Consider the following 17,705-nt stretch of genomic DNA (forward strand, 5'->3'; position numbering starts at 1 on the left):
GGGGGGGGTGGGGGGGTGGGGGGGGGGGGGGGGGGGGGTGGGGGGGGGGGGGGGGGTTGGGGGGGGGGGGGGGGGGGGGGGGGGGGTGGGGGGGGGGGGGCGGGGGGGGGGGGGGGGGGGGGGGGGGGGGGGGGCCCCCCCCCCCCGGCCGGTATCAGTAGACGACCTTGACCGAGGCGTCCTCGTTGTAGGTGTAGGAGAGCTGGCCGGTCTCCTGGCCGTTCAGGTAGTCGGCGTTGCCGGCGTACCCGTGGTTGAAGAAGATCCAGCACTTGCCGGTGCTCAGCAGGTCGCAGGAGGCGGCCGCCGCGTTGTTCTTCACGGCCTGGCCCGAGCCGGCGCCGGTGCCGCTGAAGAAGGTCTTACCGGCCAGGTCGGAGACGTCGACGCTGGTGCCCCAGTAGGCCGTGTTGGCGCCGCTGTTGTAGTAGAGGCAGAGCGTGTACACCGAGCTGTTGCAGCGCGACTCGACGCCGGCGATCGTGCCGACGTGCTTGCTGGCGGCGCTCGCCGCGCCGGCCGGGCTCAGCGCCGCGACCAGGGCGACGCCGGTGGCCAGCGTGCTCAGCCCGATGGTGCTCAGCTTCTTGATGACGGTCATGGTCCGGGTTCTCCGTTCGGTTGCCTGCGCGGCGTTCCACCGCTCAAACGACCACATCGGATCCGGCCGATGATCGGGAGATCGGCCGGGGCCGATCAATCAAGACCGAACATCTTTTTTTGTACGCGGACGCCGCCCGAACAATCGCATCGGGGCGCTGAGCTGCCGTTCGACTCGCCGGACCGCACCGTTCCCGGCTGATTGATCAGGCCGGGTAGGCACAGGCCGCCAGGGCCGCCGCGGTCCGATCCGCCGCGCCCAGCACGACTTCGGGGCCACGGGGTGCGGTCGAGCGCGCGTCGACCACCGCGGTCGGGCCGTCACCGCCCAGACAGGCCGCCGCGACGATCAGCACCGGGTCGGAGCCGGCCGCGGACGGCTCGAGCTTCCACGGCACCCGGAAGCCGGGCCGCGCGACCGATTCCTCGGTGAATCCCACCTGCCGCCATCGACGGGGCGAGTCCGGCCCGTACAGCGCGGCGAATCCGACGATGTCGAGGCGGGTGCCGGCGGCGCTGAGCCGCAGCGCGCCGGGCAGATCGGGGTCGGCGCCGACGGTCAGGCGCACCTCGGCGGGGCCGGGCCGGTCGTCGGCACAGCGGGTGGGCGCGAGCTCGGCCGGCGGGTTGCCGTGCACGGTCCCGGAGGTGATCACGCCACCGCCGGGCAGCTCGAACCAGCGCACGTCGGGCGTACCGCCGGTGGTGTCGTGGATCTTCTCGCCCAGGCAGAATCCGACGAAGCCGACGGTGCAGCCGGCCGGGATGGTGGCGAGCGGCGGCGTATCGCGGGCCGCTCCGGCGCGCACCCGGGCGCCGGCGCCGTAGGTGACCGCGGTGAACGCCGGTCTCGCGACCTTCGGCGGACAGCCCGGCGCGGCAGCGGCCGGCCCGGAGCCGGCGGCACGCGACGGGTAGGGATCGTCGATCGCGAAGGCGCCGACCGCACCGATCACCAGGGCGGCCAGCACGGTGAACACCGCGAGCTTCCACCGCCACAGCGGTCCGAGCCGCACGCCGAACCCGGCCGGTGCCGGCGGGTCGTCCGGAGGAGGCTCGGCCGGTGTCCACATCGGTGCGCTCGGCCCGGCCCGCTCGGTCTCGGTGGCGACCGGTGGTGCGGTGCCGTCCAGTGCGGTCTGCAACTCCAGCCAGCGGTCCCGCCACATCTCGACGTCGCCCTGGCACGCCCCGACGTAGGCGAGCACCACGTCCAATGTGGGTCGCCGGACCCCGCCGGCCGCCTCGGACAGGGTGCCGGCGCCGTACCCGGCCGCCTTGGCGAGCACGCGGTAGGTGGGGCTGCCGGCGTCGACGCGGACCTTGCGCAGCTCGTACGCGAAAGCCTGCAACGGACCGGCCGCCGGATCGACCGTCTTCTCCTGGCGAGCCACCGCGCCTCCCCCTGGACGTGACCGATGGCGACCGGCAGGTCACCGGTCGCACGCCGAATCATCCCGCCGGGAAAAACGTGGCTACAACAGTGCGGGAGTATCACGAAGGAGACACGTGTCCTTCGACACGTGCCGGAGGGTGGCGCGATCCGCGCCACCCTCCGGGAACACTGTGGACTGCCTAGCCGCAGTGGCCGTACGCGCTGGTCCAGCTGCTGGTCTTGTACTTGCCGCCCCACTGCACGCATGTGTGCGGTGCGTTCGCGGTGACCGGCCCGGCGTAGTACGTGTACGAATGGTTGTCGGAGTGCAGCGTGCCGCCCTGCGTCTGCAGGGTCGCGTTCATCGCCACCACGCCGTCGATGTCGGTGGCCAGCGTGACCACGCAGTTGTCGCCGGTCGCCGCGTTGTAGGCGAGGTAGACGGTCGCGCCGGTCAGCGCGTGGTGGTCGACGACGGCGTAGCCGCTGCCGCACACCTGGGTCGCGCTGTACGGGTTCGAGGTGTGCGGTGCCGGCGATCCGCCGCCGCTGCCGCAGTGCTCGTAGCTGCTGGTCCAGGACGCCGACTGGTAGGCGCCGCCCCATTGCACGCACGTGTTCGGGGCGTACGCCGTCACCGGGCCGGCGTAGTACTGATAGGCGTGCGGATCGTTCTTCAGCGTGCCGCCCTGGGCCTGCAGCGTCGCGTTCATCGACACCGTCGCGGTCGGGTTGTCGGCCAGCGTGACGACGCAGTTGTTGCCCGAGTCGTCGTCGTACAGCAGGTAGATCGTCGCCCCGGTGATGTGGTGCGAGTCGACGACGCCGTACCCACTGCCGCACACCTGCACCGGCGAGTACGGATTGCCACCGGACGGCGGCGTGGTGCCGCCGCTGCCGGAGGCGCCGACGATCCCGGTGATGTAGTAGTCGGCCGCCGACACGAACGCCCCGGTGTGCGCCGAGGCCGCCGGAATGGTCACCTTGACGACCGACGACGTGACGGCGAAGTGCGCCATCGTGCCGCTCTCGCCACCCCAGTCGCCGTTGGCGGTGACGACCGAGCCGTCCGAGTTGACCGCGGTCACGATCGCGACGTGGTCGGCGTACCCGCCCGGGCTGGACGAGTAGACGACCGCGTCACCGGGCTGTGCGGCGGTGTGGAAGGTCCCGTTCGACTGGCCGTAGGTGTAGAAGCTCTGCGCCGCGGCGGTCAGGCCGGCCGTGTTCAGACCCGAGTTCGCCCACACCCACTTGGCGAAGTCGGCACACCAGTATTCGGGGCCGCCCGAATAGCCGCCGGCGCAGCTGTGCTCGTACTGGCTGCCGCCGAGCGAGTTGGTGGTCGGATGGTTGGCGCAGGTGCCGGCACTCTTACCGATGTTGGCCGCGGCGAGCGCCGCGGCGCCGCTGGTGGTGGCCACGGCCGCGGGTGCCGGCCGCGGGGCGGCCTGGGCCGGTGCGGCGCCCAGGAGCGCCACCGCGGCCGCCGCGGCGACCCCCCAGACCGAAAGCATGGTGCGTCTCAACGAGATCCTCCGTCCGGATGCGCCGCCGGACCGGACGTCCACGGCGCACCCCGAGGTCTACCGGCCGCCGTCGTTGTTCGGCAGGCCGGACGCCCCCGGATCAATCAATCCCGGACAACCCCCGGCCCGGACGGAGGGCCGTCACCCGGCCGCGCCGGGTAGCGGCCGCATTGCCTGCCAGGCCGCCGTGAGCGCCTGCCGGAACCGCGCCGGGTCGAGGTCGTGGGTCATCTCCTCCTCGAGGCGCCGCACCGGCCCGGCCAGCTCCTTGAGCAGGGCCGTCCCCCGGTCGGTGAGGTAGATCAGCATCTCGCGGCGGTTGCCCGGGTTGCGTTCGCGGCGGATCAGGCCGCGCGTCTCGAGTGCCGCCACCATGTCGGCCATCGCCTGGGCGGTGACGAACGAGTGCCGGGCCAACTGGGCGGTCGACAGGCCGTCGTGGCGTTCGAGCACGGTCAGGGCGGTGTATTGCAGCGCGGTGATGCCGGCCGGGCGGACCAGGTCGGTCAGCCGCGCCCGGACCGACAGTTCGAGTTGTTTGACCAGGTAGAGGAGGGAAGGAACGGTCGCAGTCATCGAGGCGATCCTAAGTCATTGACACGAAACCTGTTGGACACCAAGCTAGGCATCAACAGGTTTCCTGTCCTTCTTCTCCGGGTGGTGCTCATGGATCTCGGCGGCAAGGTGGCGATCGTGACCGGCAGCGGCCGCGGGCTCGGACTGGCGTACGCCAGGGCCCTGGCCGCCGCGGGCGCGGCCGTCGTGGTCAACGACGTCGACGCGGACGCGGTGACCGCCGCCGTCGGCGCGATCGTGGACGCGGGTGGCCGGGCCGCCGGGGTGACCGCCCCGGTCGGCGACAGCGCGACCGCCGACGCCCTCGTGGAGACCGCGGTCCGCGAGTTCGGCCGGCTCGACGTGCTGATCACCAACGCCGGCATTCTGCGCGACCGGGTGTTGTGGAAGATGTCCGACGAGGATTTCGACGCGGTGATCCACGTGCACCTGCGCGGCACCTTCACGTGCGCCCGCGCCGCCGCGGTGCGCCTGCGGGAGCAGGGCGAGGGCGGCCGGATCATCCTGATCTCCTCGCCGGCCGGCCAGCGGGGCAACTTCGGCCAGACCAACTACGCCGCGGCCAAGGCCGGCATCGCGGCGATGGCCCGCACCTGGGCGCTGGAACTGGCTCGCAACGGCATCACGGTCAACGCCGTCGTGCCGGTCGCGGCGACCGAGATGACCCGGACCATCCCGGCCTTCGCGCCGCTGATCGAACAGTCCGAGCGCACCGGCGAGCCGCTGCCCGCCTGGCTGCGCCGCGACGAGGGCCTGGGCACGGTCGACGACGTCACCGGGCTGATCGTCTTTCTCGCCTCGGACGCCGCGAAGGACATCACCGGCCAGGCGATCGGCGTCGGCGGCGACCGGCTCGCCCTCTGGGCTCATCCGCGGGAGAAGGCAGTCGCCTTCGCCGACGGCGGCTGGAGCGCCTCGTCGATCGGTGCGGCGCCGATTTTCGGCGCCCTGGAGACGTACGGGATCCCGGCTCCCCAGGCACCGGGGGCGTGAGATGGACGTCGACTCCCTGGTCGCCATCGACGTGCACACCCATGCCGAGATCAGCCGGGACGGCCACGGGTCGCTGAGCCCGGAACTGTTCGGCGCGTCCGAGGAGTACTTCAAGGCCCGGGGTCACCGGCAGCCGACCATCGACGAGACCGCCGCCTACTACCGGGAACGCCGGATGGCCGCGGTGGTCTTCACGGTCGACGCCGAGCACGCCACCGGCTGGCCGCGGATCGCCAACGAGGAGGTCGCCGAGAGCTGCGCGGCCCATCCCGGCGTGCTGATTCCCTTCGCCAGCATCGATCCGCACAAGGGCCGGGCCGGCGCGCGCGAGGCGCGGCGCCTGGTGTCCGAGTACGGCGTGCGCGGCTTCAAGTTCCACCCGAGCATCCAGGCGTTCAGCCCCGACGACCGGATGGCCTACCCGCTCTACGAGGCGATCGAGGAACTCGGCGTGCCCGCGCTCTTCCACACCGGACAGACCGGGATCGGCGCCGGGCTGCCGGGCGGGGGCGGGATCCGCCTGCGGTATTCCAACCCGATGCTCGTCGACGACGTGGCCGTCGACTTTCCCGAGCTGCGCATCATCCTCGCCCACCCGTCGTTCCCGTGGCAGGACGAGGCCCTCGCGGTCGCCACCCACAAGCCCTACGTCCACATCGACCTGTCCGGCTGGTCGCCGAAGTACTTCCCGCCCCAGCTGGTGCGCTACGCCAACTCGCTGCTGCAGGACAAGGTGCTCTTCGGATCGGACTACCCGCTCATCACGCCCGACCGCTGGCTCACCGACTTCGAGAAGCTGGAGATCAAGCCCGCGGTCCGCCCGAAAATCCTCAAGGAGAACGCCGCCCGCCTGCTCGGACTGACCAAGGAGACCGCGAAGTGATCACCGTCAACGGACTCGACGAGATCAAGGCGCTGGCCGGGCGCGACCTCGGCCGCAGCGACTGGCTGGAGATCACCCAGGACCGGGTGAACACGTTCGCCGACGCGACCGGCGACCATCAGTGGATCCACGTCGACGTCCAGCGCGCGAAGGACGGCCCGTTCGGCGGGACGATCGCCCACGGCTACCTCACGCTGTCGCTGGTCATCCCGCTCTTCACCGAGCTGCTCCAGATCACCGGCACGACGATGAGCGTCAACTACGGCCTCGAGAGGGTGCGGTTCCCCAACCCGGTCCGGGTCGGCTCGAAGATCCGGCTGGCCGCGACCGTGGCCGAGGTGACCGAGGTCGCCGGCAACGGCGTGCAGATGGTGCTCGACTTCATCGTGGAGATCGACGGTCAAGCCAAGCCGGCCTGCGTCGCCCGACCCGTCTACCGCCACTACGCCTGATGGCCGCGCTTCCGCTGCGCAACCGGGGACTCGGATCCTGGCCGGCCCGGCGAGCGGCGATGTCCCCACAGCGGCCGGCCCTGCTGTTCGGCGACGACGTCACCACGTACGCCCAATTGCGCGACCGGATCGCCCGGCTGGCCTCCGGCCTGATGTCGCGGGGCGTGAGCCCCGGCGACCGCGTCGCCTACCTGGGGCCCAACCACCCGGCGTTCGTCGAGACGATGTTCGCGACCCACCTGCTCGGCGCGGTCTTCGTGCCGCTCAACGCCCGCCTCGCCGAGCCCGAGATCGACTACATGCTCCGGCACAGCGGCGCGACCGCGCTGGTGCACGCGCCGGGCAGCGCGTTCTCGGTGCGGCCCGGCACGGTCGTCGAGGTCGGCGACGCGTACGAGAAGTGGCTGGAAGCCGCCGGAGAGCCGGCGGCGATCGACGTGCCGGTCGAGCCGGGCGACGTGGCCTTCATCCTCTACACGTCCGGCACCACCGGGCGGCCGAAGGGCGCCACCCTCACCCACTCCAATGTGGTCTGGAACTGCTACAACCTGCTCGTCGGCGTCGACGTGGCCGGCGACGAGGTGACGCTGATCGGCGCCCCGCTGTTCCACGTCGCCGCCCTCAACCAGTGCCTGCTGCCGACCTTCCTCAAGGGCGGCCGCAGCGTGATCATGCCGGCCTGGGACGTCGACGCCGCCTTCGACCTGATCGAAGCGCACCGGGTCACGTGGATGTTCGGCGTGTCGGCGATGTTCGCCGGCCTGGCCCGGTCGCCGCGCTGGCCCGGCGCCGATCTGTCGTCGGTGCGCAGCGTGATGTCCGGCGGCGCGCCGGTGCCCGAGGCGCTGATCGGTGCCTATCAGCAACGCGGCCTCACCTTCTGCCAGGGCTACGGGATGACCGAGACCGCGCCCGGGGCGACCTTCCTCGAAGCGCGCGAGAGCGTGACCCACCTCGGATCGGCCGGGCTTCCGGTCTTCTTCGCCGACGTGCGCTGCGTGCGCCCGGACCTGACCGACACCGAGCCCGGCGAGCCCGGCGAGGTGCTCGTGCGAGGCCCGAACGTCACGCCCGGCTACTGGAACGATCCGCAGGCGACCCGCGACGCCTTCACGGCCGGCGGATGGTTCCGGTCCGGCGACGTCGCCCGCGTCGACGCGGGCGGCCACTATCACGTCGTCGACCGGGTCAAAGACATGTACATCTCGGGCGGCGAGAACGTCTACCCGGCCGAGGTCGAGTCGGTTCTCTTCGAGCATCCGGCGATCGCGGAGGCGGCCGTGGTCGGGGTGCCCGACCCGAAATGGGGCGAGGTCGGCCGGGCCTTCGTGGTCCCGTTGCCGGACGCCGCGCTCGACCCGGAGTCCGTCCGGGCCTTCCTCGTCCCGCGACTCGCCAAATACAAGATTCCGGCCTATGTGGACGTCGTGCCGGCGCTCCCCCGCACCGGCTCGGGCAAGGTGCGCAAGGCCGAGCTGCGCGACCGCCCGATTCCCACCTGATCCGCCAAGAAGGGGACTCAACCATGCGCAAGATAGCAGCGGTTGCCGCAGCCGCGGCGGCCTGCGCCGCCGCGGTCCTCGCGGCGCCGTCCGGACCGGCCTATGCGGCCTCCGGCGCCTTCACCGGTACGCTCACCGACGGCGCGAGCTGGGTCGCCGACGTGCCGGCCCACTGGAACCACACACTCATCCTCTACAGCCACGGGTACGGCCCGCTGACCGCGCAGGACGCGCCCGACGCCGCCACGAAGACCCAGCTGCTCGCGGCCGGCTACGCACTGGTCGGCTCGTCGTATTCCGGTCCCTCGTGGTGGGCGATGGCGAGCGCGGTCGACGACCAGTTCTCCTCGCTGGCCGCCGCGTCGCGCATCACCGGCCGTCCCCACCGGACGATCGCGTGGGGCACCTCGATGGGCGGGCTGGTCAGCGCCCTCGAAGCCCAGGACCGGCGGCATCTCGTCGACGGCGCCCTGACAACCTGCGGCCTGGTCGCGGGCGCCCTCAACCTCAACGACTACCAACTCTACGGCGAATACGCCCTCGCCCATCTGCTCGCTCCCGGCCAGCCCGTCAAACTGGTCCGCTACACCGACGCGGCCGACGCCGGCGCCGCCGCCCAGAGCTTGTCCACTGTGGTCGCTGCGAATCAGGGCACGGCGGCCGGCCGGGCCCGGATCGCCCTCGGCGCGGTGCTGCTCAACGAGCCCGGCTGGTACACCGGTCCGGCCGCGCCCGGCCCGCGCGACTATGCCGGCCAGGAAGCCCAGCAGGAACAGGAGATCGCCACCTTCCTGCTGCCGTTCATCATGACCGCCCGGCAGCAGGTCGAGCTCGCCGCCGGCGGCAACAGCTCGGCGACGAAGGGGGTCGACTTCGGCGCGGTCCTGGACAGCAGCGCCCACGCCGGAGAGGTCCGCGCGCTCTATCGCGCCGCCGGCCTGAACCTAGAGACCGACCTGCGCCGGCTCACCCGCGACGCGGACATCAAAGCCGATCCGGCCGCGGTCGCCGCTCTGGCCCGCACCTCCATGGTGAGCGGCCACCTGGGCGTCCCCGAGCTCGACATCCACACGATCGCCGACCAGCTCGTGCCGGTCGAGCAGGAGAACTGGTACGGCAAGCTGGTCGAGCGCCGAGGCGGTGGGCCGCTGCTGCGCCAGGCGTACGTGAACACCACCGGCCACTGCGCGTTCCAGCCGGCCGAGACCATCGCCGCGCTGCACGCCGTCGAGCACCGCCTCGGCACCGGCCGCTGGGACGCCACGACCTCGCCCGGGGCGCTGAACGCGGCGGCGGGCGGCACCGGCCGCTACGTACGGTATGAACCGCCGCGCCTGGCCGGCGGCCTGGGCGAACCACGCTGATGTCAGTGCGGGGGGCGCTCGGAGAGCGCCCCCCGGCAGGCGATCACATAGCGGCGCAGCTGTTCCGCCTGTTCGCCGGAGAGCGAGGCGAGCATCCGCTGCTCGACCGCGGCGACGTCGCCGCGCAGCCGGTCGAGCAGCGCCTCGCCCGGCCCGGTCAGGCGCAGCACCCGGCGCCGCCGGTCGGCCGGATCCGGCCGGCGTTCGATCAGGCCGCGCTCCTCGAGCACGGCGATCATGTCGGCCGCGCTCTGGTCGGTGACGAAGGCGTTGCGGGCCAGCGCGGCGGTGCTCAGGTCGGAGCGGCGCTCGAGAACGGTCAGGGCCGTGTATTGCAACGGGGTGATCGCCTCCGGGCGCAGCACCTCGTCGAGCCGGGAGCGAACGGCCAGCTCCAGCTGCTTGATCAGGTAAAGCAAGGTCGGCCCGGTCACCGGGTCATCCTCGCAAACGAAGTAATAGCCAGGAAACCTGTACACCGAGAATGACCGGTGGCACAGTGCACCTATCCCGCGCTTCTCCGGAGGCAACATGAGTACCGTCGCCAATGCCCAGGCCGGCTCCCGGGCCGCCGTCCACACCCCTTTCCTGACGCCCGGCACCCGCGTCGCCACCGCGCTCGCCGTCCTCCTCGCCCAGGTCGGCCTGGCCATCCCCGCCGTCCTCAACGGGCTCTTCCAGGAGGACCTGCACACCACCTCGGCCCAGCTCACCTGGATCTCCGACGCGTTCCTGGTTCCGGTGACCCTGCTCGAACTGACGTTCGGCGTGCTCGGCGACCTCTTCGGCCGCAAACGCCTGCTCATCGGCGGCAGCCTGCTCATGGCGATCGGCGAAGGGCTCAGCGTGCTCACCCCCCGGGCCGGCGCGTCCAACACCGGCGCGATCAGCCTCCTCTGGACCGGGCAGGCACTCACCGGCATCGGTGCGGCCGTCATCTTCCCGACCACCCTCGCCATGGTCGCCGCCGGCACCCACACCGTGCGCGACCGCGCCCGTGGCATCGCCATCTGGGCCGCCGCGCTCTCCTCGGGCGGGTTCGTCTCGCCCCTGCTCGGCGGCCTGGTCACCAAGCTCCACTGGGGCGGCAGCGAGACCGCGGTCTGGCGCTGGGCGTTCGTCGCCGTCGGCATCCTCGCGCTGATCAGCATGGCGGTGGCCACGCTCGCCCAGAACTCGTCGGCGCCCGAGGGCCGGTCCCTCGACTGGGGCGGCCAGATCACCATCGCCGTCTCACTGTTCGCCCTGCTCTTCGCCGTCATCCAGGGCTCGACCTGGGGCTGGTCCAACGGCTGGGTGATCGGCGGTTTCATCGCCGCCGTGCTGTTCTTCGCCCTGTTCATCACGGCCGAACGGCGCTCGCCCGCTCCCCTGCTGCGCCTCGAGCTGTTCCGCAGCCGCGCCTTCTCGGTCAACTCGATCATCACCGTGATCGGCATGTTCGCGTTCCTCGGCACGGCCTACACGACGAGCATCCGCCTCTCCGCCATCCAGGGCTTCTCCCCGATGAAGACCGCGATCGCCTTCGTGCTGCTGCAGGGCTTCGCGCTCGTGCTGATGCCGCTGACCGCGAAGGTGATCCACTCGTACAACCCGCGCTGGGCGCTCGGCGGCGGCTTCCTGCTGATCAGCGCCGGCGACCTCTGGGCGGCCACCCGGCCGGCCTCGGACCTGTCGATCTGGCCGATCGTCGGGCCGCTGGTGCTGATCGGCATCGGCTTCGCGTTCGCGCTGTCCGGCGTGACCGCGGTGGCGGTCAACACGGTGCCCGGCCATCTGGCCGGCATGGCTTCGGGCACGACCAGCCAGCTGCGCGACTTCGGGTTCACGCTCGGGCCGGCCGTGATCGGGGCGATCGCCCTGAGCCGCGCCGCGACCGACATCCAGAACAAGCTCGCCGCCAGCCCGGCCGTGCAGTCGGCGCTCGCCGCCTTCGACAAGTCGGCGCCGCCGGAAGTGGCCGGGGCGGTGCACTCCGGGCCACTGGGGGCCAACGCGATCCCGGGCAACCCCCTCAAGGCGCTCGCCTTCGCGGCGCTCGATCACGCGTACGCCATGGGTTATGTGGTGTGCGGCGTAGCCGCGCTGGTCGCCGCCGTGCTGGCGGCGGCCGGCCTGAGCGGAACCGGCCACCGGCCCCTGGTGACCGAGGAGTCCCTGGCCGACTGAGGCCCGCGACAGTCGAGGAGGCCGGGATCCGTCAGGGTCCCGGCCTCCTCCCATGTGCCCTCGGCCGGGGCCTGGAACTTCTGCTGACGGCGCCGGAAGTTTCGGAACGAAACGCTGGCGTGCAGGCGCTGGATTCCCGGACGCAGCGGTCGCCTACTCGAACGAAAGCCTTCCGCGACCGACGAAGACGCACGGCTTTCTCGGCCCAACCGGACGGCAGTGCGGCCTCGATACCTTCCGGAAGTTTTCCGGAAGGTGTTGTCTCCACGCGGGTACCGTGCCAGCATGACAAGACATCTAAATGCATCGTTCTTTGGTCCGGGTCGTGCGATTCCTCGACTCCCCATCGCGCACGGCGGCCGCGATCCACCGCACGCGCCGTGCCCAGCGGCCGGGACCGGAACCGAAGAAGGAGGCCTTTGTGACAACCAGTTCTCCGGTCGACTCCGCCCGCTCCCCGGGGAGAAGATCGTTGCGCCGCCGATCGCTGATCGGTGGAACCGTCGCCGCCGTCGCGGCCGTCGGCGTGATCATGGTGATGCCGAACGCGAACGCGGCGGCGGGCACCCTCGGTGCGGCCGCCGCCCAGTCGGGCCGGTACTTCGGCACGGCGATCGCCGCGAGCAGGCTCGGTGACTCGACCTACACCACCATCGCCGGACGTGAGTTCAACATGGTCACGCCGGAAAACGAGATGAAGCCGGACGCGACCGAACCCCAGCGGGGCCAGTTCAACTTCAGCGCCGGCGACCAGGTCTACAACTGGGCGACCCAGCACGGCATGAAGGTCCGCGGCCACACCCTCGCGTGGCACTCGCAGCAGCCGGGCTGGATGCAGAGCCTCAGCGGCAGCAGCCTGCGCCAGGCGATGATCGACCACATCAACGGGGTGATGGGCCACTACAAGGGCAAGCTCGCCTACTGGGACGTCGTCAACGAGGCGTTCAACGAGGACGGCAGCCGCCGCCAGTCCAACCTGCAGGGCACCGGCAACGACTGGATCGAGGTCGCCTTCAAGACCGCCCGCGCGGCCGACCCGTCGGTCAAGCTCTGCTACAACGACTACAACATCGAGAACTGGTCCTACGCCAAGACGCAGGGCGTCTACAACATGATCAAGGACTTCAAGTCCCGCGGCGTCCCGGTCGACTGCGTCGGCCTGCAGACCCACTTCACCGGCGGCAGCTCGCTGCCGAGCAACTTCCAGACCACACTGGCCAACTTCGCCGCCCTCGGCGTCGACGTGGCCCTGACCGAGGTCGACGTCACCAACGCCTCGACCTCGCAGTACGCCGGACTCACTCAGGCCTGCATGAACGTGTCCCGCTGCGTCGGCATCACCGTGTGGGGCGTACGCGACAGCGACTCGTGGCGCTCGGGCGAGAGCCCGCTGCTCTTCGACGGCAGCGGCAACAAGAAGGCCGCCTACACCTCGGTGCTCAACGCCCTCAACGCCGCCGGCCCGACCACCTCACCGACCGGGACCGGCCCGACCACCTCTCCGCCGACCACCGCGCCGAGCGGCGGAGGCCGGATCGTCGGCGCCCAGTCGGGCCGGTGCATCGACGTGCCCAACGCGTCGCAGAACAACGGCACCCGCGTCCAGCTTTACGACTGCAACGGCCAGGCCAACCAGGCCTGGACCCTGACGTCGAGCAAACAGCTGACCGTGTACGGCAGCAGGTGCCTGGACGCCGCCGGCTCCGGTAACGGCTCGGCCGTGCAGATCTACAGCTGCAACGGGCAGGCCAACCAGCAGTGGAACGTCAACTCCAACGGAACCATCACCGGCGTGCAGTCCGGACGCTGCCTCGACGTCTGGGGCACCGGCAACGGCCAGCAGGTCCAGCTCTACGACTGCAGCGGACAGGCCAACCAGCGCTTCACCTTGAACTGACCGCGGAGTTCGACCGCGGGGGAACGGCAACAGAAGGTGGGCCCGGGCCGGTTTTCCGGCCCGGGCCCACTGAGTTCGACGCCCGGAGCGGCGCGCCGCCGTGGTGATCGCCGATCAGCTCGGGAGGGTCACCGCGGTCGGAGCCGAACGGTTGGTGGTGGTGCCGTCGCCGAGCTGACCGGCCCAGTTGTAGCCCCAGCACCACAGGCTTCCGTCGGTCCGGGCCGCACAGGTGTGGTAGCCGGTGACGACGCCGGCGGTCGACGAACCGGCCTGGACCGGCGCGTACCGGTTGGTGGTGGTGCCGTCACCGACCTGGCCGTCCATGTTGTTGCCCCAGCACCACAGCGTGCCGTCGGTGCGCGTCGCGCACGCCGTGTTGAAGCTCGCGTTCACCGTGGCCCAGTTCGTGGCGGTGCCGACCTGAATCGGCGTGGTCTGATAGGTGGCGTTCACGCCGAGCTGCCCGTAGCCGTTCTCACCCCAGCACCACAGGGTTCCGTCCGAGCGCACTGCGCAGGTGAACGCGTATCCGGCCGCCACGCCGGTCCAGTTCGTCGCCGTGCCGACCTGGGTCGGGGTGATCGTGTAGCTGAGGCTGCCGATGCCGAGCTGGCCGGTCGTGCTGTCGCCCCAGCACCAGAGCGTGCCGTCGGTGCGGATGGCGCAGGTGTGCCCGAAGCCGGCGGTGACGCTCGCCCAGTTGGTGGCGGCGCCGATCTGGAGCGGGCTGGTGGCATACCAGGTCGAAGAATCGGTCGCCAGCTGACCGAGACGGTTGAAACCCCAGCACCACAGCGTCCCGTCGGTCCGGACGCCGCAGGTGTGACTGTCGCCGGCGCTGACACCGGCCCAGCCGGCGGCGGTGCCGACCTGCGCCGGGGCGCTGCGGTCGGTGGTGGTGCCGTCGCCGAGCTGGCCCCGGTTGTTGCTGCCCCAGCACCACAGGGTCCCCGCGGAACGCACGCCGCAGGTATAGCTGGTTCCGGCGTCGATGGCGGTCCAGTCGGTGTCGCCGCCTACGCGCACCGGCGTGGTCGCGTCGACGGTGGTGCCGGTGCCGAGCTGACCGGTGCCGTTGCTGCCCCAGCACCACAGCGTCCCGTCGGTGCGCACCGCGCAGGTGTGCCCGTAACCCGAGGCGAGGGCGGAGACGCCGGGCGCCGCGCCGGCTGGTGCGGCCACCGCGGCGGACGTGCCGGCGACGGCCGACCCGGTGATGGCGGTCGCCACGGTCAGCAGAAGCATTCCGACTATGCGCCGCACGCGGTCACGCCGCCGATCATCACGAAATCTAATCATGTGCTGTTCCCCAAGAAATCGAAGCGATAACCGTTACGGCGACGTTGCCGCGGCAAATCCGGATAGCCATCAGTTCATAACACCGGCCTCACAACATTGACTAGAAAGAATGTAATTTCGGAAATTGCGGCCCCGATCGCACGCCCGTGCTCAGCGATAGCCGGCCGCGACGATCGCCGCCTGTACGGCGTTCTCCGTCGCGTCGCTCGGGTAGCCGGCGACCATCGCACCCTCGTAGAAGGTGCCCAGACTCTGGTTGGTGTTGGTGGCACAGCAGTCGCCGCCACTGCCGAGGACGATCGCGCCCTGCTTCCTCATCGGGCTGTACCCGTTGGGCAGGGCGCCGTCCCAGAGGGTGGCCGGGCTGCCGGACTGCGCGTTCGCGCCTTTGATCGCGAAGCGGGAGGTGCCGTTGTTCTTCAGCATCGCGGTCACGAATTTGCTGGTGAACGCTCGCTGGCCGGGGTTCCAGGACTGGCTGCCGCCGGGGTAGAGGCCGTATTCGAGGTCGGCCTGCACCCACGGGCCGGTGCCGGAGCAGCCACCGAACCAGCAGCTGGTGCCGAAGTAGATGGCGTCCATCGCCCCGGCACCGTCGGCCTTGCGATCCGTCTCGCTGTTGCCGTAGTCGAAGCAGCAGCCGCCGTTGACGTGAGTGCCGCTGGTGACCATGTATTCGCCCTCGGGGGCGCTACCGGTCGGGACGCCGGAACCGGATCCGTTGTGCCAGTAGCTGTTCCTCGGGTTGATGTAGAGCGAGTACGCCTTGGCGCCGTTGACGGTGAGCGACTCGCTGGTCGCGGTGGCCGGCGTGTCCTGGCCACCGGCTCCGCCCGTGCCCTGATAGGCGAGGTTGTTGCCGTGGCCGGACTGGTCGTACACGACGGTGATGACGCAGGTGGTTCCGGAGCAGAACGCGTCCTGCGCCGGGGCGTTGGCGGTGCCGCCCGGGGCCGGCACCCCGATGTCGCGGGTGGCGTTGTCCGAGGATCGCCGCACCTGGTAGAGCGATCCGCTGTAGGCGGCGTAGAGCGCCCGGGTGGTGCTGTGGGCGGCGATGCAGGGCGTGCCGCCGCCGGCGTAGATGTCGCACGGAAGGCGCGTCGCCGGGGTCGACGAAGGCGGCGTTGATGAAGGCGGGGTCGATGAAGGCGGCGTTGATGAAGGCGGGGTCGATGAAGGCGGGGTCGTGGTGGACCCGGTGCAGGCCACGCCGTTGAGCGTGAAGGCGGCCGGGGCCGGGTTGCTCCCGGTCCAGGACCCGTTGAAGCCGAACGACACGGTGCCGTTGGTGGCGACCGAACCGTTGTAGCCGGCGTTCCGGGCGGTGACCTGCGATCCGGACTGGGTGAGCGTGGTGTTCCACGCCTGGGTCACCTGCTGGCCGGCGCCGAACGACCAGACCAGGGTCCAGGAGGCGAGGGCGTCACCGAGGTTGGTGACCGTGACGTTCGCGCCGAAGCCGCCCGACCAGGACGACGAGACGGCGTAGCTCACCGAGCAGCCCGCCGGCGCGGCCTGGGCCGGCCGCGCCGCGATCCCGGCGGCCACGGTGGCCAGCGCCAGACCGGCCGACAGAAGGATCTTTCTGGAATGCCTCATGGCGTCTCCTCCAAGGGGGGTGAGGGGACCGGTGGGCGCGCCCCGAGGCCGGGCCCACCGGTCCGTTCCACTCAGCGCTGCAGGGTCAGCAGGCCGGGCCGGTACGGCAGCAGGCCGTAGTCGCCGCCGGAGTTGGTGGCTCGCCCCTGGTAGAGCAGTTGCAGGTGGCAGGGGTCAACGGTCATGGTCTGGTCGGCGGTGCTGCGGATCAGATCGCCGTGGCTGATGTCGTTGGTCCAGGTGGCGCCGCTGTTGGCCTTGCCGGCGAACGGGTTGCCCTCGGTCGCCGCCTGGGGAGTCCAGGTGCCGCCCAGGCTGGTGGCCGTGAACGAGCGGAAGTAGCGCCCGTTGGCGCCGATCGCCTCGACGATCATGAGGTACTGGTTCTGGCCCTGGACCTTGTAGACCTGGGGGGCCTCGAACAGGTTGTTCGTGCTGTCGCTCATGACCGTGGTCGCGGTCGAGCCGAAGTTGCCCGGGAAGTTCCCGATCGGCATGCTCGCCCGGTAGATCTTGCCGTTGTCCCCGGCGAAGAACAGATACATGTTCGTGCCGTCACCGATCAGCGTCTGGTCGATCGGGCCGGTGCCGGAGCCGCTGATGCTTCCGGAGAAGAGCGGTTGTGCCGCCGACCAGCCGTTCGCGTTGGTGGGGTCGCTCGAGGTCCGGTAGGAGAAGGCGGTCGCGCCCCACTGGTAGGCGAGGACCCAGACGTTCCTGGGGGCGAAGTAGAACAGCGTCGGGGCGACGGTGCCCGACGTCATGGTGTTCTGCGAGGCCGAGGCCATGTCGGTCCAGTTGGTGAACAGGCCGAAGTTCATGGAGCCCCACGACGATCCGTTGTCGTGTGTGGTCGCGTAGACGAGGTGCTTGCCGTTGTAGGGAACGGTCGTGAAGTCCTTGAGCGACGCCCAGCCCGACTTCGGGGTCGCCAGCGCTCCGGTCGACGACCAGCGGTAGGTCGACGGAAGCGTGCACGAGGCGGGCGCCGTGGTGGGGCCGGTGGTCGTCGGTTTGGTGGTCGGGCCGGTGCCGCCGGTGCAGGCCACGCCGTTCACGGCGAAGCTCGCCGGGGCCGGGTTGCTCCCGGTCCAGGACCCGTTGAAGCCGAACGACACGGTGCCGTTGGTGGCGACCGAACCGTTGTAGCTCACGTTCTTGGCGGTGACCGCCGTACCGCTCTGGGCCAGCGACGCGTTCCACGCCTGCGTCACCGACTGCCCGGCGCCGAACGACCACGTCAGCGTCCAGCCGCTGATCGGGTCGCCCAGGTTGGTGATCGACACGTTGGCGCCGAACCCGCCCTGCCACGACGACGAGACGGCGTAATTCACCGAACAACCGGCGGTGGCGGGGGGGGGCGGGGGGCCCGCCCCCCCGCGCCCCCCCCCCCCCCCACCGCCCGCGCGCGCGCGGAGAAAAAACTGTCATTGGGAGGGGTTTAGTAGGAGTGGTTTAAGG

14 protein-coding genes and 1 pseudogene are annotated in these 17,705 nt (G+C 70.9%); 7 read left to right on the plus strand and 8 right to left on the minus strand.

Annotation, left to right across the window (positions count from 1 at the left end):
* Nucleotides 1-154: 154 nt before the first annotated feature.
* The 4 genes from AB0M88_RS48890 to AB0M88_RS48905 form a co-directional block, all read right to left on the minus strand.
* Nucleotides 155-601, minus strand: coding sequence for a hypothetical protein (locus AB0M88_RS48890; protein WP_364114408.1), 447 nt, complete (start codon nucleotides 599-601; stop codon nucleotides 155-157).
* 205 nt (nucleotides 602-806) lie between these two features.
* Nucleotides 807-1,994 (minus strand): hypothetical protein, encoded by a 1,188-nt coding sequence (locus AB0M88_RS48895; RefSeq protein ID WP_364114410.1) that lies wholly within the window; start codon nucleotides 1,992-1,994, stop codon nucleotides 807-809.
* Nucleotides 1,995-2,175: 181 nt separating this feature from the next.
* The gene (locus AB0M88_RS48900; RefSeq protein WP_364114412.1) at nucleotides 2,176-3,504 is read right to left on the minus strand and encodes a CHAP domain-containing protein; all 1,329 of its coding nucleotides are present in this window, start codon (nucleotides 3,502-3,504) and stop codon (nucleotides 2,176-2,178) included.
* A 141-nt stretch (nucleotides 3,505-3,645) separates the two neighbouring features.
* Nucleotides 3,646-4,080 carry a MarR family transcriptional regulator gene (locus AB0M88_RS48905; protein WP_364114414.1) on the minus strand — a complete coding sequence of 145 codons (435 nt, stop codon included), beginning with the start codon at nucleotides 4,078-4,080 and terminating at the stop codon, nucleotides 3,646-3,648.
* Between the two features lie 90 nt (nucleotides 4,081-4,170).
* Between AB0M88_RS48905 and AB0M88_RS48910 the strand changes: the two genes are divergently transcribed.
* Genes AB0M88_RS48910 through AB0M88_RS48930 form a run of 5 tightly spaced genes read left to right on the plus strand, consistent with a single transcriptional unit; the run spans nucleotide 4,171 to nucleotide 9,274 of the window.
* Nucleotides 4,171-5,073, plus strand: coding sequence for an SDR family NAD(P)-dependent oxidoreductase (locus tag AB0M88_RS48910; RefSeq protein WP_364114416.1), 903 nt, complete (start codon nucleotides 4,171-4,173; stop codon nucleotides 5,071-5,073).
* Between the two features lies 1 nt (nucleotide 5,074).
* Nucleotides 5,075-5,956 carry an amidohydrolase family protein gene (locus AB0M88_RS48915; RefSeq protein ID WP_364114418.1) on the plus strand — a complete coding sequence of 294 codons (882 nt, stop codon included), beginning with the start codon at nucleotides 5,075-5,077 and terminating at the stop codon, nucleotides 5,954-5,956.
* On the plus strand, nucleotides 5,953-6,408 hold the full coding sequence (locus AB0M88_RS48920; protein ID WP_364114420.1) for a MaoC family dehydratase: 456 nt from the start codon (nucleotides 5,953-5,955) through the stop codon (nucleotides 6,406-6,408). The genes AB0M88_RS48915 and AB0M88_RS48920 overlap by 4 nt, the downstream gene beginning before the upstream one ends.
* On the plus strand, nucleotides 6,408-7,910 hold the full coding sequence (locus AB0M88_RS48925) for a long-chain fatty acid--CoA ligase (protein ID WP_364114422.1): 1,503 nt from the start codon (nucleotides 6,408-6,410) through the stop codon (nucleotides 7,908-7,910). The genes AB0M88_RS48920 and AB0M88_RS48925 overlap by 1 nt, the downstream gene beginning before the upstream one ends.
* A gap of 23 nt (nucleotides 7,911-7,933) precedes the next feature.
* Nucleotides 7,934-9,274, plus strand: coding sequence for a hypothetical protein (locus tag AB0M88_RS48930; protein WP_364114424.1), 1,341 nt, complete (start codon nucleotides 7,934-7,936; stop codon nucleotides 9,272-9,274).
* Between the two features lie 2 nt (nucleotides 9,275-9,276).
* Here the strand turns inward: AB0M88_RS48930 and AB0M88_RS48935 are convergent, their stop codons facing one another.
* Nucleotides 9,277-9,708, minus strand: a complete 432-nt coding sequence (locus AB0M88_RS48935) for a MarR family transcriptional regulator (protein ID WP_364114426.1) — start codon at nucleotides 9,706-9,708, stop codon at nucleotides 9,277-9,279.
* A 97-nt stretch (nucleotides 9,709-9,805) separates the two neighbouring features.
* Between AB0M88_RS48935 and AB0M88_RS48940 the strand changes: the two genes are divergently transcribed.
* Both AB0M88_RS48940 and AB0M88_RS48945 read left to right on the plus strand, forming a co-directional pair.
* Complete coding sequence (locus tag AB0M88_RS48940; RefSeq protein WP_364114428.1) at nucleotides 9,806-11,443, plus strand: MFS transporter; 1,638 nt, start codon at nucleotides 9,806-9,808, stop codon at nucleotides 11,441-11,443.
* Between the two features lie 532 nt (nucleotides 11,444-11,975).
* Nucleotides 11,976-13,340 carry an endo-1,4-beta-xylanase gene (locus AB0M88_RS48945; RefSeq protein WP_364114434.1) on the plus strand — a complete coding sequence of 455 codons (1,365 nt, stop codon included), beginning with the start codon at nucleotides 11,976-11,978 and terminating at the stop codon, nucleotides 13,338-13,340.
* A gap of 114 nt (nucleotides 13,341-13,454) precedes the next feature.
* Here AB0M88_RS48945 and AB0M88_RS48950 read toward each other — a convergent pair whose 3' ends face one another.
* The 3 genes and pseudogenes from AB0M88_RS48950 to AB0M88_RS48960 form a co-directional block, all read right to left on the minus strand.
* Entirely contained in the window at nucleotides 13,455-14,588 is a 1,134-nt protein-coding gene (locus AB0M88_RS48950) for a hypothetical protein (protein WP_364114430.1), read from the minus strand.
* Between the two features lie 204 nt (nucleotides 14,589-14,792).
* Nucleotides 14,793-16,244 carry an arabinofuranosidase catalytic domain-containing protein gene (locus AB0M88_RS48955; protein WP_364114432.1) on the minus strand — a complete coding sequence of 484 codons (1,452 nt, stop codon included), beginning with the start codon at nucleotides 16,242-16,244 and terminating at the stop codon, nucleotides 14,793-14,795.
* 71 nt (nucleotides 16,245-16,315) lie between these two features.
* A pseudogene (locus AB0M88_RS48960) lies at nucleotides 16,316-17,596 on the minus strand (non-reducing end alpha-L-arabinofuranosidase family hydrolase); the annotation flags it as partial.
* Nucleotides 17,597-17,705 lie beyond the last annotated feature (109 nt).

Source organism: Actinoplanes sp. NPDC051411 (assembly GCF_040682075.1).
In the GTDB taxonomy this organism is placed as follows: Bacteria; Actinomycetota; Actinomycetes; order Mycobacteriales; family Micromonosporaceae; genus Actinoplanes.

Bases quoted from the DNA above. Each gene is read 5' to 3' on its own strand.
- AB0M88_RS48890 (WP_364114408.1), bottom strand. From the start codon at position 601: ATGACCGTCATCAAGAAGCTGAGCACCATCGGGCTGAGCACGCTGGCC.
- AB0M88_RS48905 (WP_364114414.1), bottom strand. From the start codon at position 4,080: ATGACTGCGACCGTTCCTTCCCTCCTCTACCTGGTCAAACAACTCGAA.
- AB0M88_RS48910 (WP_364114416.1), top strand. From the start codon at position 4,171: ATGGATCTCGGCGGCAAGGTGGCGATCGTGACCGGCAGCGGCCGCGGG.
- AB0M88_RS48915 (WP_364114418.1), top strand. From the start codon at position 5,075: ATGGACGTCGACTCCCTGGTCGCCATCGACGTGCACACCCATGCCGAG.
- AB0M88_RS48925 (WP_364114422.1), top strand. From the start codon at position 6,408: ATGGCCGCGCTTCCGCTGCGCAACCGGGGACTCGGATCCTGGCCGGCC.
- AB0M88_RS48930 (WP_364114424.1), top strand. From the start codon at position 7,934: ATGCGCAAGATAGCAGCGGTTGCCGCAGCCGCGGCGGCCTGCGCCGCC.
- AB0M88_RS48940 (WP_364114428.1), top strand. From the start codon at position 9,806: ATGAGTACCGTCGCCAATGCCCAGGCCGGCTCCCGGGCCGCCGTCCAC.
- AB0M88_RS48945 (WP_364114434.1), top strand. From the start codon at position 11,976: ATGGTGATGCCGAACGCGAACGCGGCGGCGGGCACCCTCGGTGCGGCC.
- AB0M88_RS48950 (WP_364114430.1), bottom strand. From the start codon at position 14,588: ATGCTTCTGCTGACCGTGGCGACCGCCATCACCGGGTCGGCCGTCGCC.
- AB0M88_RS48955 (WP_364114432.1), bottom strand. From the start codon at position 16,244: ATGAGGCATTCCAGAAAGATCCTTCTGTCGGCCGGTCTGGCGCTGGCC.